This is a genomic window from [Flexibacter] sp. ATCC 35208 (assembly GCF_001975825.1).
In the GTDB taxonomy this organism is placed as follows: domain Bacteria; phylum Bacteroidota; class Bacteroidia; order Chitinophagales; family Chitinophagaceae; genus Chitinophaga.
In genome coordinates, this window is sequence record NZ_MTKN01000106.1 from 1 (window position 1) to 12,045 (window position 12,045).

13 protein-coding genes and 2 tRNA genes are annotated in these 12,045 nt (G+C 41.6%); 5 read left to right on the top strand and 10 right to left on the bottom strand.

All coding sequences use genetic code 11. The features are described 5' to 3' along the window. Positions 1 to 135: 135 nt before the first annotated feature. Both radC and BW716_RS33090 read left to right on the top strand, forming a co-directional pair. Positions 136 to 792: a DNA repair protein RadC gene (gene radC, locus BW716_RS33085; RefSeq protein WP_083730340.1), complete on the top strand. Its 657-nt coding sequence runs from the start codon at positions 136 to 138 to the stop codon at positions 790 to 792. 141 nt (positions 793 to 933) lie between these two features. Continuing rightward, positions 934 to 1,173, top strand: a complete 240-nt coding sequence (locus BW716_RS33090) for a hypothetical protein (RefSeq protein WP_083730341.1) — start codon at positions 934 to 936, stop codon at positions 1,171 to 1,173. Positions 1,174 to 1,246: 73 nt separating this feature from the next. On the opposite strand, the gene BW716_RS33095 is transcribed toward BW716_RS33090, so the two are convergent. The 4 genes from BW716_RS33095 to BW716_RS33110 form a co-directional block, all read right to left on the bottom strand. Then, entirely contained in the window at positions 1,247 to 2,368 is a 1,122-nt protein-coding gene (locus BW716_RS33095) for a site-specific integrase (protein ID WP_083730342.1), read from the bottom strand. Between the two features lie 420 nt (positions 2,369 to 2,788). Next, a tRNA-Leu gene (locus BW716_RS33100) sits at positions 2,789 to 2,872 on the bottom strand. Between the two features lie 94 nt (positions 2,873 to 2,966). Then, on the bottom strand, positions 2,967 to 4,022 hold the full coding sequence (locus BW716_RS33105; RefSeq protein WP_083730343.1) for a 6-bladed beta-propeller: 1,056 nt from the start codon (positions 4,020 to 4,022) through the stop codon (positions 2,967 to 2,969). Then, positions 4,003 to 5,031 (bottom strand): sterol desaturase family protein, encoded by a 1,029-nt coding sequence (locus BW716_RS33110; RefSeq protein ID WP_083730344.1) that lies wholly within the window; start codon positions 5,029 to 5,031, stop codon positions 4,003 to 4,005. The genes BW716_RS33105 and BW716_RS33110 overlap by 20 nt, the downstream gene beginning before the upstream one ends. 275 nt (positions 5,032 to 5,306) lie before the next feature. On the opposite strand from BW716_RS33110, the gene BW716_RS33115 reads away from it, so the two are divergent. Next, positions 5,307 to 6,593: a hypothetical protein gene (locus BW716_RS33115; protein ID WP_083730345.1), complete on the top strand. Its 1,287-nt coding sequence runs from the start codon at positions 5,307 to 5,309 to the stop codon at positions 6,591 to 6,593. An 86-nt stretch (positions 6,594 to 6,679) separates the two neighbouring features. Here BW716_RS33115 and BW716_RS33120 read toward each other — a convergent pair whose 3' ends face one another. The 3 genes from BW716_RS33120 to BW716_RS33130 all read right to left on the bottom strand — a co-directional run bounded on the left by BW716_RS33120 (position 6,680) and on the right by BW716_RS33130 (position 9,377). After that, positions 6,680 to 7,318 (bottom strand): NAD(P)H-dependent oxidoreductase, encoded by a 639-nt coding sequence (locus tag BW716_RS33120; protein WP_083730346.1) that lies wholly within the window; start codon positions 7,316 to 7,318, stop codon positions 6,680 to 6,682. A 73-nt stretch (positions 7,319 to 7,391) separates the two neighbouring features. Then, positions 7,392 to 8,006 carry a Crp/Fnr family transcriptional regulator gene (locus BW716_RS33125; RefSeq protein ID WP_083730347.1) on the bottom strand — a complete coding sequence of 205 codons (615 nt, stop codon included), beginning with the start codon at positions 8,004 to 8,006 and terminating at the stop codon, positions 7,392 to 7,394. Between the two features lie 270 nt (positions 8,007 to 8,276). Next, positions 8,277 to 9,377, bottom strand: coding sequence for an NADH:flavin oxidoreductase (locus tag BW716_RS33130; RefSeq protein ID WP_083730348.1), 1,101 nt, complete (start codon positions 9,375 to 9,377; stop codon positions 8,277 to 8,279). Between the two features lie 136 nt (positions 9,378 to 9,513). Between BW716_RS33130 and BW716_RS33135 the strand changes: the two genes are divergently transcribed. Next, positions 9,514 to 9,597 (top strand) — tRNA-Leu (locus BW716_RS33135). Positions 9,598 to 10,039: 442 nt separating this feature from the next. Further along, positions 10,040 to 11,134, top strand: coding sequence for a site-specific integrase (locus BW716_RS33145; protein ID WP_083730350.1), 1,095 nt, complete (start codon positions 10,040 to 10,042; stop codon positions 11,132 to 11,134). Positions 11,135 to 11,178: 44 nt separating this feature from the next. Here BW716_RS33145 and BW716_RS33150 read toward each other — a convergent pair whose 3' ends face one another. From BW716_RS33150 to BW716_RS37250, 3 genes are all read right to left on the bottom strand, one after another. Further along, positions 11,179 to 11,427, bottom strand: coding sequence for a hypothetical protein (locus tag BW716_RS33150; RefSeq protein ID WP_083730351.1), 249 nt, complete (start codon positions 11,425 to 11,427; stop codon positions 11,179 to 11,181). Positions 11,428 to 11,537: 110 nt separating this feature from the next. Continuing rightward, entirely contained in the window at positions 11,538 to 11,774 is a 237-nt protein-coding gene (locus BW716_RS33155; RefSeq protein WP_083730352.1) for a hypothetical protein, read from the bottom strand. 31 nt (positions 11,775 to 11,805) lie between these two features. Further along, positions 11,806 to 12,045 (bottom strand): hypothetical protein (locus BW716_RS37250; RefSeq protein WP_179091380.1); only part of this gene is annotated, 240 nt, incomplete at its 5' end.

The window sequence follows — 12,045 nt, forward strand, 5'->3', positions numbered from 1 at the left end:
CGAGGTCCGAATACTTACGCTATAAATGACATTAAGTGGATTTGAAGTTGTCATATTATCTTTAAATTTATAATGGATCAATGTTAACCTTAATGACCTTCTGAGAAAGATTAAAATTTTTTCCTCTAACTTTAGATGATTTACCGCATCAAAAAATTAATAAACCACTGCCCTTCTTCCTTGACAGATACGGAACTGTTGGCCCTATCTATCGGCACCGGTTCTAAAGGGAATAACGTAAATAATATTGCAAAGGAATTACTTGCAAAAGCCTCTTACAGCCTAAGTGAGCTAGTGAAATTTAATGTGAACCAGTTTAGGAGAATGAGAGGAATAGAAAATATAAAAGCTGCCGAATTAGCAGCGGTAATGGAATTGGGGAGACGCAGGCAGGTAGGACTTTTATTGTCGAAAAAGGTCATTAGAAGTACCATTGATGCTGTGCTATACTTCAAGCCTATATTAGGGGATCAATCCTATGAATCATTTCATGTGTTGTATATGAATCATGGGCAAAGGGTTTTAAAACACAGTGTTTTAGCCAAAGGGGGGATTGCTAATGTCTCATCAGATACAAGAATGATACTTCGAGAAGCATTGGAAATTGGAGCAACCAAGTTGATCTTTTGTCATAATCATCCTTCCGGGAATTTAAATCCTAGTTCTACGGATAAATATTTTACGGAGAAAATTGTGAAGGCAGCAAGCCTTATGGATATTGTTGTGATTGACCATATTATAGTTTCAGAGGTCGGATTTTACAGCCTGGCAGATGAAGGATCACTTAATTGATGGATTGTAAAAAATATTCGATCGACTATTTTTTACATTTTTCGACATTTTTCTACATAATATGACATTTTTCAACTTAAAGCTGCACAATTGGAATATCAGTTTTAGGGCATGACTGAACTTTGCTTTAAAATCTGACATATGATTAAACAGCAAGAATTAGTTACTATGCGTGCAATTGCAATTTGCTTCAAACCTTATCTGAAACCAGAAGAAGCAATGATTTTTTGTAATCTTGGACGTACACAGTTTGCCAAGAAATGCGAAGAGTTTGGCGTGTTTAAAAATGAAAATGGGTACTTTAAAAGAGAAGATTTAGAAAAAATGCTGGAGGGCGAAAAGGCAACAGAGATGGAATTACCGAAGAAGAGGAGGAGATAATTTTTGTCTTCCATTTAAAAAGGAAAGGCTGTCCAAAAGCGGACAGCCTTTCCTTTTTATTACAGGCATCAATTTATTCTTCAGTTTCCTCATCCGGTAAGTGAAGAAAATATTTATCAATATCCACCGATGGCAATTTCATGATGGTTTGCAGCTGGTCTTTAGCCCGGTGTCTTTTATAGGTCTTATTGACCTGTTTGGGTGTCGAATGACCCATTAAGGTGGCGATAGTAACCTCATCTACTAGGGCATCTCTGAGCAGTATAGCAAAAGATAAGCGGGCACATGACCAGGTAATATGTTTTGATATTTTAGCCGCTGCTATCCATTTTTCTAATACTTTGTTACAACCATTACGACCGAGAAGTTGAAATAGCTTTTTATTTCCAGGGGTGCTACCTCTTTTCCTTCTTTGTATTTTTATTATAGCTTGGGCTATAGGATGCAGGGTTAAAGTAACTGGTAAACCAGTTTTCTTTTGTATGATCCTGGTAGTAAGAACGTCTTCATTTACGTCATTATTCCAGACACGCTCAACATCTACCCATCTAAGCCCTGTGTAGCAGCAGAAGATAAATGCAAATTTTATTTCCTCATTTAAACAAGGTGTTTTAACCAGGGTTAAATATTCTTCCACCTCAAGGTTCTCCTTTAACGTCGCGCTGGGATTGGGTATAGCTGCAACTTCGTCTGTGGGATTGACCTGGAAATATTTATCCTTAGTCGCTGCGTTTAATACCCACTTGAATCTCGCATAATACCCCTGGGGAGTTTCCCCCTTAAATTTGGCTAAAAGGAATTTCCTAAATTCTTTGCACAGGTTTTCCGTAATGTCAACTGGCGAAACGAAACTACGCCCTACAAATTCTTTGAATTGCTTAAAGCTGTTCTGTAAAGCCCTGTTACCATCGGTCTTATTTTTATCTACATATTCCGCGTAATATTCCAGGAAATTCCCCTTAAACTTATGGGGAGGAATGTAGGCAGAACCTATAGATTGCTGTTCTATTATTGTCTGGCTTTTTTTAACATCGATTAGTTCTAACGCTTGCTTATTATGATTTTTTTCGGTCTGGTTCTTTGGTTTGGTATAGGTAAATACTCCTATAGCGGGTCGCTGTCCGGGAAGCCGGCCATAGTCATAATAATAGATCCTTTTATCTTTCGTCCTGTTTAGGTAAGATCCTATTTTCATATCGTTGCGGCTTTTGGGTTATAGGATACTGTGAACAATGGGTATGCCGTGCCATAGATATAAGGCGATCTATTTATTGTTTTAAGGGTGGCGTTAGAGAATACGGATATAAGTGGAAATAATAGTGGAAAAAGAATTTTTCGAAATTTTCCCTGAACAGCTGTCAGGACTGCCAGATTTACATTTCTAATTCTGCCAATTAAGGAAGGGGAGGCAATAGATCGATTAGAAGAATCCCAGGAATTTTGTTTTTGCCAATTCCACCAGGAAAAGGTGTGAGTAGTAGGACAATTTCTGCTTGTCATGCTGCTTGTCAATTGCTTGTCAATAATAGTGGTAGAATGCGTTAAAACCTATGAATTATTGACAAGCATAAATTAAAAATGGCCCTGTAAATCAATTGATTACAGAGCCATTTTGTGCCCAGAACTGGATTCGAACCAGCACACCCTTGCGAGCGCTGCGACCTGAACACAGTGCGTCTACCAATTTCGCCATCTGGGCAACTGATTTTGTGTTTCAGGACCGCGAATTTCTAACCTTTTCTTCTTTCTACAAAATATTATTTTCAAATTTTTCATTTTTTGCTAAATTAATCTCAGGAGACCCGTTTTAATTTATAAGGATATACTTTACCAGATGCCCATTGTGCTACATACAAATTATGATCCCGGTCCACGCACACATCATGCGGATGAAAAAAGATCTTATCTGTCTGGTACATAGGCTGAAGCTGACCATTTTTATAATCAGGTTCACTACCTCCAATATTACTCACTACTTTATTATGCTGATCAAGTATGGTCACGAACCCACTTCCTTCCTTATTCATATCCGGAGAACGAAGCACTGCTGCATACAACAAGTTCCCCTGTACGACAGGTCTGCATACACAGGCACCAGGCAGATGTATAATATCCAGTAATTGTCCTTCCCTGGAGAAACGTTTAAAACAATTCCGTGTACGGTCGGTGATCAGCAAAGATCCATCTTTACTTCTCGGATCTAACAAAATACCATGCGCATTATCAAGATGCTCATCTCCACTACCACGGCCTCCGAAATAATTTAGCAAATGTCCCTTACTGTCGTAATGTAAGATATATTGCTCGCCATAACCATCAGCAATGAAAATATCTCCATTGGGTGCAATCGTAGTTTCTGTAGGAACAAATTTCTCCGCCTGCGCATATAGCTTACTATCCATCGGCGCATCGATAGTAAGCAGTATTTCGCCGCTTAAGGTAGTTTTATATACCTGATGCTTTACCGTATCTGTGATATACAAAAATTCAGTACCATTTTCATCATGAATGGTCAATCCATGCGCACCTGGGAATGCATTGCCCCAGGAATCGAGTAATTGCCCCTTTGTATCGTAAATGAGTATATTGTTTTTCGTTTCGTTGGTCAGCAAAAAGATACGTCCTCTTTTATCCTGCACCATTTCATGACAGTCATTGACAGGATATTGCTGTGGGTTACATTTGCTCCAGCTGGTATCAAGTGTATATTGAACATGATTGTGACCATAAACCGGCCCTTTATCACGGGCCATAAGACCATTGGTCAGCCACAGGCCACCAAGAGATAAAGATGTATTGCGGATAAACTGTCTGCGGGAAGTATTTGTATTAACTGGCTTTGGTTTCATATATCGTGGTTGTTGAAGTGGTTTGTTTTATCGATTCAAGGTAAGCGCGTTTTACGATGACGGCCGTTTTGTGATCTCCTGTATGACTCCATCCAGGAGGCATAAAAATGTAACGGATTTTATTCATGATGCCTGGGGCTTTCCATACATCCAGCGCCAGGTAATAGAATTCACCGAAATAAACATCGAAGAAATTACGATTGTTTACATTACGTGTCACACCGTATTGAATGGGTTCTTTAGGATCTTCATATTGAAAAGTACCAAACACCTTATCCCAGATGTTCAGCAGATTACAAAAATTTGTATCCATGTACAAGGGGTTCTTTGCATGATGTACACGATGATGAGATGGGGTCAAAATCCATTTATTGAGAAAGCCCAATCTTCCGTTTTTAAGAATGTTTTCTCCTACATGAATAAACCCTCCCCAAAGGCCATCAATGAACATTATGAAAAACAATAGTGGAGGATTCACGCCGGCCAGTATACATACCGTGGTACGAATAATATCGGCATAGGCGCCTTCTAAGAAGAAATGCGCATAGCTTACAGAAAGGTTCATCGTCTGTGGCATATGATGGGTAGCATGCAGGCACCAGAATAAGCGAACCCTGTGGCCCCAGTAATGATATAGGAAGTGACCAAATTCCCAGACGATATAGCCATAGATCAGCCAATACCAGGTAAACGTAGTTTTGAAGATGGCATACTTCTCAAATACGCCGATGCAAAAAGCAATGGCTGCAATAGAAAGAAAACGGCCGATGACGCGATTGATAACGAAGATAAAAAAAGGCATCCGATAGTCTTCTATCTTAAACCTTTTATAGACGAGTGCGCGTGTTATTTCAATTAATAACAAAAAGGGGAGTACCGGTGAGATGGCGCCTAATATGCCGTTTAAAGTGAGCAACGACTGGTAATTTCCTGTGCGGTACATTTCGAGTAGGGCATTAAGCCCCATGAAGCCGATGATTTCGTCGTACAATGTGTGGAGTATTCCCATACGTGGATATTTGATTATTAGTAAGCTACTAAATAATCGATTATTGGTAGAGGTTTTTGAAGTTCTTTACAGAAATATGAAAAACTTCAAACATAGGATGCATACATAGTAGGGAGTATGTATGGTGTGTAATGTGTTTTTAAAATAATTTTAGATCGCTCAGCCTTTGGTCAAAAACTGGTAATCAAAATAATTATTGTTACATTTAATATAGCTGGCTCACCGGCTGTTCATACTATCCATTTTATTGAGCGTTCATAAAAAATGAAACAGGAATGATTACCCATGAGAACCTGGCTGCCTCCGCCCCAAAGCAGGTTGCTAACAGCAGTTTAACATCAACGGTAAATAAAAGCGGCGGCGCTTTTCAATTGATGAACAACCGGCCGGAAGCTATTATCCAACGGCAGCTGCAGGCAAAGGTCATTAATAGTAGCCAGGTGCGGCAATCGCAGGCTTACCAGGAAATGGCGAATGCTGGTTTGCAGGCCAGACAGTTGAAAACCGGATATCCCGCAGCAACACCTGTGATACAATTAAAACGTTCTAAAGACACGGTACTTGAAGAATTCTCCGCACACATGGCCGAGGGGGGAAATGAGCAATCAGAGAAACGGGCAAATCCGGAAAATCTGGACTTCCCCGTTATTTTTGACACGAAATCATTGGCGGCCTCAGAAAAACAATATGATGATAGTTATGCTACAGGAGAAAAGATCCTTATTGCCCTTGAAAAAGCGAAAACAGTCCGGGAGGAGGAGATGCATTTTACCCGGACGGAAATTCTATTGAATACGAATTACGAAGATACCCTGAAATATACAGTATCTGTACCTAAGCAGCAGGAAGTGACGCAAGAGGATCTTCATTCTGATAAAGAAGACGATGACGATTTGTTTGGTGGTTTGGATGATTTACGGGAACGCCGGCCGCAATCAACAATGGAGGATGAGGATGTGAATACACTTCAGGAGGGGCAGAAAGTAAAAAAGTATCTTATCAGTACTGGCAGGCAGGCAAATCGTGGCGAAACGCACTATAACAACCAGTATGACCCGCAGATGAAGACATTTATTGCCGCTCAGAACTTTGGTGATAAAGATAAAGAGAGTGCCGGAAGTCAACCTGTCGCTACCAATGCTGATATCATCGCTGCACAAATACAGGCGCTTAAGCGGGCGCAGTTTGAGCGAAAACCGCAGGACAGGGAGAAGATAGAGCTAAAGACCCTGAAACGGCAGGGGATTATTAATGCGCAGACATTGCATACCATTCTCTGGTCTGATGGTTCTAGAATGCAGTATCTCATGAAGAATTATAGTATGTCCAGCAATGGTGAAGAGAAGCCGTATAGTAAGGATTTTATTGCACTATTGGGTTCTCCTAACGGGCGTGCAGGAGGATGGTTATTGGTGCACTATGCTAAATTATTAGGACTGGACCCGATAAAAGAGATCCGGTATGATGAGGATAATATGTATATCAACTATGGGGAGCCTGTGGGATTGGATGTGGGGGAGGAGACAGGGATAGGAGAAGGTGGAGATGATGGTTCCTGGTGATGGGTATAAGGAGGTGCAGGATAAGGTATTGAACCTAACGATATACCCAGCTCTTAGAGCGGGGTATATCGTTACTAGAGGGTTGCTTATTTTATTTCAGTAACAAAATTCTCCCGACTGCGTCTCACTTTCTTTAAATTCACCAGCCAATCACCTTCGGTAGCCCGATAGCCAAGCGGCATGATGACAACGCTTCGTAAATGCTTTGATGTCAAATCGAGGATTTCATCAACAGCTGCGGGGTCAAACCCTTCAATTGGTGTAGCATCCACCCCTTCAAAAGCTGCAGCAATTAAGGCGGTGCCTAACCCAATGTAAGCCTGCCGTGAAGCCGCCTGATAGTTAGCCTCCATGCCCCGTCCGGCAACAAGGCCCAGCAATTGCTGCCTGTAATTTTCCCAACCTTCACTTCTTATACCACGAACCTCATTGGTAAGGTCGAACATCATATTGATGCGATCAGCAGTGATGTCATCCCAGGCAGCAAATACCAGCAGATGTGAGCAATCGGTAATTTGCGCCTGATTCCAGGCCACCGCCCTGATCTTTGTGCGGATTTCGACATTAGATACTACTAATAACTCAAACGGTTGAAGCCCGCTTGAAGTCGGTGTAAGTCTTATTGCTTCAACAATACGTTCAAGTTTGTCAGCCGGCACACTTTTCGTTGCATCGAATTTTTTGGTAGCATAGCGCCATCGTAATCTTTCATTAACAGTCATCATCTATTTAGTTTACAACAAAACTATAGCAACCGTTAAAGTAAAACCGTTAACAAAAGATAAGAAAAGTTAACTGCTATCTTCCAGATTCCATAATACGCTTACGTATGCGTGAAAGTGACACAGGTGTAATACCCAGATAATTCGCCAGATAGTGTTGGGGAATGTGTTGTAAGATCCGTGAGTTACTATTTAAAAGCGTTTTGTAGCGTTCTTCAGGAGATTGTGTTACAAAGGCCTGCAATCTGTCTTCGTAACAGAAAACTAAATGTTCAGCTATAAGTCTGCCGAAACGTTCCATCTTATGGGCGGTAACAGGGTTATTTAAAAGCTGTTGTAAGGCGGCATGATTAAAGGTGATCAATACGGCATCATTGATTGCCTGTATGTAGGATAAGCCTGGTTCCTGTTTTAAGAAACTTTTATAGGAGCAGATAAATTCGTTTTTCATAGAAAAATAACCGGTGATTTCCTCACCATCTTTGACATGGTAAAGGCGTAGTTCCCCGGAAAGGATATAACCTAATTCTTTGCATACCTCACCCGCGCTGGTAAAATGATCTTTTTTATGAAGTAACCTGATGTTTAAATATTGGGCAAAAATAGTCCACTCTTCGTCATTGAAGGTGATCCATTTGTCTATTTGCTGTCTGAAAGCCGGCAGGTATTGTTCTATTTGCGTATCCATCATCTGTAATTTAGTTTATTTTGTTCAGGGATGCTATTCTGCAGGTTATTATGGTGGGGCAGGTTGATGTGCATGTGAGGATGAGGGATTTGTCAAATACGATTATACTTTGGTGATAAATCTTTTATTGGTGTGGGGGAGGGGGGGCTTTTAGTGAAGGCTGGCCTTTTCCTTCAATTTTCGTTTTACAAGATTTAAAGAGACATTTTTTTCATAGCAAAGCCCTTCATTACAAAATGAAGGGCTTTGCTTATGGGTAGTGTCAGTTTTATATTAAAACAATGTAGCCAGTGCTTCTTTACTAAAGCCTTTCAGTTCATCATTACGTTCTTCTTTAATCTTTACAACCCAATTGGAATCAGCCAGTAATGGACGTCCTACAGCCACCAGATCAAAATCGCCACGATCAAATCTACGAAGCAGTTCATCCAATGAGCTTGGAGAAGAACTTTCACCTCTGAAAGCCCCCATGAAATCGCCTGACAGGCCAATAGAACCAACAGTGATCGTAGGTTTTCCGGTCAGCTTTTTCGCCCATCCTGCAAAGTTCAGGTCATCTCCTTCGAATTCCGGTTCCCAGAAACGGCGCTGAGAACAATGGAAGATATCAATGCCGGCATCGGCCATCGGTGTGAGCCATGCTTCCATTTCAGCGGGAGTAGTAGCGAGTTTGTGGTTATATTCAGTAGGTTTAAACTGGGAGAGACGAATGATGATAGGATAATCTTCACCAACAGCTTTTCTCACTTCTTTGATCACGTCAACGGCAAAGCGGGTACGATCTCCGATAGTAGCGCCACCGTATTTGTCAGTACGTTTGTTTGTCAGCGCATAGAAGAACTGATCGATTAGGTATGCGTGGGCGCCATGCAGTTCGATGGTTTCAAAGCCAAGGCGTTTAGCATCAGCAGCAGCTTGTGCAAATGCCTTGATCACATCGGCGATTTCACTTTCAGTCAGGGCATTTCCATTAACACCATCAGGAGCCAATATACCAGAAGGTCCTTCAAAAGGTGTAGAAGGCAGCCAGCCGGAAGGGTTGTTTGCCTGAATGCCCTGGTGCCAGATTTGCGGCCCCATAGCACCACCAGCTGCATGTACTTCATCAATGACACGTTTCCATCCATTGAGGGCTTCGGTGCCATAGAAGTGAGGGATATTGGGATCAGCGGAGGACGAAGGCCGGTCGATCACAGTACCTTCAGAGAGGATGAGGCCTACCTGACCTTCTGCTCTGCGTTTATAATAATCGGCTACGTTCTGGCCGGGGATACCATTAGGAGAAAAGGCTCTTGTCATGGGAGCCATCACTATTCTATTCTTAATATTCAGCGTCTTTAGTTGGAATGGCTGAAACAGATTATTTGCGCTCATCTTATTGGATCATTTATAGTTGCAAATGTATCGGTAATTTGCGATATTCAAATAAGATGAAGGAGAAATAAATTTATTTTGGAATTAAATAAAAATACATACATTTGCAACCCGCAACTGAAGGACGGTTGTGATTGCCCAGATGGCGGAATTGGTAGACGCGCTAGACTCAAAATCTTGTTTCGGCAACGGAGTGCAGGTTCGATTCCTGTTCTGGGCACTTGATAGCCTTACAAGTCATTGATTTGTAAGGCTTTTTTTATTTTCGCGAGTGTCGGATTTTCATGCTTTTTAGCCCTTTTTCCCACTATTTACGACACTCAAATGACACTCGCAATGACACTCAAAATTGCAGGCACTCCACCGGAACACAACCGGAATCACACCTTCAGATTTTTGCATCAAAAATGGGTTGAAAAGGCTTATTTGACACCCGGTTTGACACTCACTTTGACACTCGCTGCTGGCAGTGAAACACAAGCCTATATGGCAGTTCTGACATTTTGTACGAGGTGGTTCTCAAAATTATTTTCAAGGTTGTTGTTCCCGCTTTCTTTCACAAACTTTCACCGGATGGTAGCTGGCTTTAGCTACCTTGTTTTTATTGTTGGCATGGCATACTCATTGGACTTCTCTCCCGTAACCTTTAAAAATGATACCCTATGAACATTGGAGAAAAGCTCAATAAGAAAGGTGATAAGATCTATTTCTTTTATGATTTAGGTCGCGGGCCAGGGCAGCGACCTTCCACCGGCGTATTTATTTATGCCAACCCGCAAAATCAGATTCAAAAGAACTTCAACAAAGAAGCATTGAAAATACTGGAGACTAAAAAGAGCCAGTTGACTATCGAGCAGCAGGCGGTAGGTACACCCGTTATCCCCGCTCATAAGTTTAAGGCAAACTTTGTTGAGTATTTTGAGGATTATATCAAATTAAATAAACGAGAAGGCAACCGGCATCTGGCCTGCTGTCTTACCAAGTTTAAGGCTTATATCAAAAGTGATTTTATCTCACCGGTAGATATTACAGAAAACTTCTGCAAAAGGTTCCGGCGGCATTTGCTGGATACATTGACTGGCGAAACTCCGGCCAACTATTATGCACGTTTCAAATGGGTGGTGAAAGCTGCTACTAAGGATGGTTATTTTAGAAATAATCCGACAGAGGATATTCCAGCTGTACGCAATCCAAGTGCAGCGTTGAAGGAACACCTGGAATCAGAGGAATACGTTGCCTTACTTAACACGCCCTGTTTTAACCAGCAGGTGAAGCTGGCTTTCTTGTTTAGTTGTTATACCGGGCTGAGATGGGTGGATGTGAAAAGGCTGGAATGGCAGGACTTACAGGGTGGTACATTAATTACAAGGATCATACAGCAGAAAACCGGCAAGCCTGTAGTGCTTACCCTGCACCCTATAGCCCTTGCTATTCTCGAAGAGATAAAACAACTATCTCTTGGCAAGACAGTTTCTGCCAATAAAGTTTTCAGCCTGCCTACGGCGAATGGAGCCAACAAGGTGTTGGGAGAATGGATTAAGCGGGCTGGTGTCAATAAATACGTAACATGGTCTTGTGCAAGATTAAGTTTTTCCATACTATTAAAGGATAAGAACGTGGATGATGTCACTATTGCTTATCTGATGGGGCATACAACTACCAGACAGGTGCAGCAGACTTACAAAAGGCATAAACCCAAAGATCAGTCAGAGGCAATCAGTCACTTACCTTCTTTTAATATTGCGGGTTTCCTTTAGGCTAAAGCAACAGGGCTATTCATCATCGAATAGCCCTGTTTTTACTATGCAGCTCTTAATTTGACCTGCGGGGTTGCAGCTCGCACTGCCACCGTTTCACCGGACAGCATCTTGTCTATATCTTCCTTCCTGTAATAACCACTATTGGTTTTGTAAACCCCATATTCTTCACAGTTCTTAGCAAATTGCGTTCGGCCAAGGTTACAATAAATCAGCGCTTCTTCCGGTTTTAGGAAGGGTTTAAAACAGAGTGCTATGGCCCGCATGATTAGTAGATCGTCACGTTTTATCATACATTATAATTTAGTGTTGAAATTTTACCTTTCCGTAAGAGTAAGGGTTAAGTTATTGGGTAAGGAGAACCACCACCACAGGATTACCTGTAGTGGTGGTAAAACTGGCGTTAATCTTCATCCTCATCTTCTTCGTCATTCTCATGGTAATCAGAGATAATGTCTTCGGCTTCATGGATAGCTTCCCGCTGTTCTTTTTCGTACTCCACTTCAATAGTAATGTATCCATCCTCTTCATCTGTGCCAGTAATACTATTGGTAATATCTTTTTCCAGTAGTACATCGGCCAACCGAATCAGCACATCTACAGGCACCTGTAATTCGCGTTTTGTAATAACTGTTTGCATAAAACAAATGGATTTAGAGATTATGAAATGATTATTCTGAAAAGCTGAGTTCACGGAACTTTACCAGCGGCACCATAGCGGCCAGCGTAAAACGACAGGCAATGAGGGATGCTTTCCGGTTAAGCGTTAAACGAAAGCGGGTATCACCTTTCGGCTTAACGTTATGAACAATGCGGTCAAGGTTATGTATGATGTCTTTTACCAGCGCGGTGTAGGGATAATCAGCAGGCAGTTGCCGGTAAGGAGGTGCCGCCGCCATATCAGCAAACGA

Excerpts from the sequence above, each read along its gene's own strand:
- radC (WP_083730340.1), top strand. The coding sequence starts at position 136 with ATGATTTACCGCATCAAAAAATTAATAAACCACTGCCCTTCTTCCTTG.
- BW716_RS33090 (WP_083730341.1), top strand. The coding sequence starts at position 934 with ATGATTAAACAGCAAGAATTAGTTACTATGCGTGCAATTGCAATTTGC.
- BW716_RS33125 (WP_083730347.1), bottom strand. The coding sequence starts at position 8,006 with ATGATGGATACGCAAATAGAACAATACCTGCCGGCTTTCAGACAGCAA.
- BW716_RS33105 (WP_083730343.1), bottom strand. The coding sequence starts at position 4,022 with ATGAAACCAAAGCCAGTTAATACAAATACTTCCCGCAGACAGTTTATC.
- BW716_RS33145 (WP_083730350.1), top strand. The coding sequence starts at position 10,040 with ATGAACATTGGAGAAAAGCTCAATAAGAAAGGTGATAAGATCTATTTC.
- BW716_RS33120 (WP_083730346.1), bottom strand. The coding sequence starts at position 7,318 with ATGATGACTGTTAATGAAAGATTACGATGGCGCTATGCTACCAAAAAA.
- BW716_RS33110 (WP_083730344.1), bottom strand. The coding sequence starts at position 5,031 with ATGGGAATACTCCACACATTGTACGACGAAATCATCGGCTTCATGGGG.
- BW716_RS33150 (WP_083730351.1), bottom strand. The coding sequence starts at position 11,427 with ATGATAAAACGTGACGATCTACTAATCATGCGGGCCATAGCACTCTGT.
- BW716_RS33130 (WP_083730348.1), bottom strand. The coding sequence starts at position 9,377 with ATGAGCGCAAATAATCTGTTTCAGCCATTCCAACTAAAGACGCTGAAT.
- BW716_RS33115 (WP_083730345.1), top strand. The coding sequence starts at position 5,307 with ATGATTACCCATGAGAACCTGGCTGCCTCCGCCCCAAAGCAGGTTGCT.
- BW716_RS33155 (WP_083730352.1), bottom strand. The coding sequence starts at position 11,774 with ATGCAAACAGTTATTACAAAACGCGAATTACAGGTGCCTGTAGATGTG.
- BW716_RS33095 (WP_083730342.1), bottom strand. The coding sequence starts at position 2,368 with ATGAAAATAGGATCTTACCTAAACAGGACGAAAGATAAAAGGATCTAT.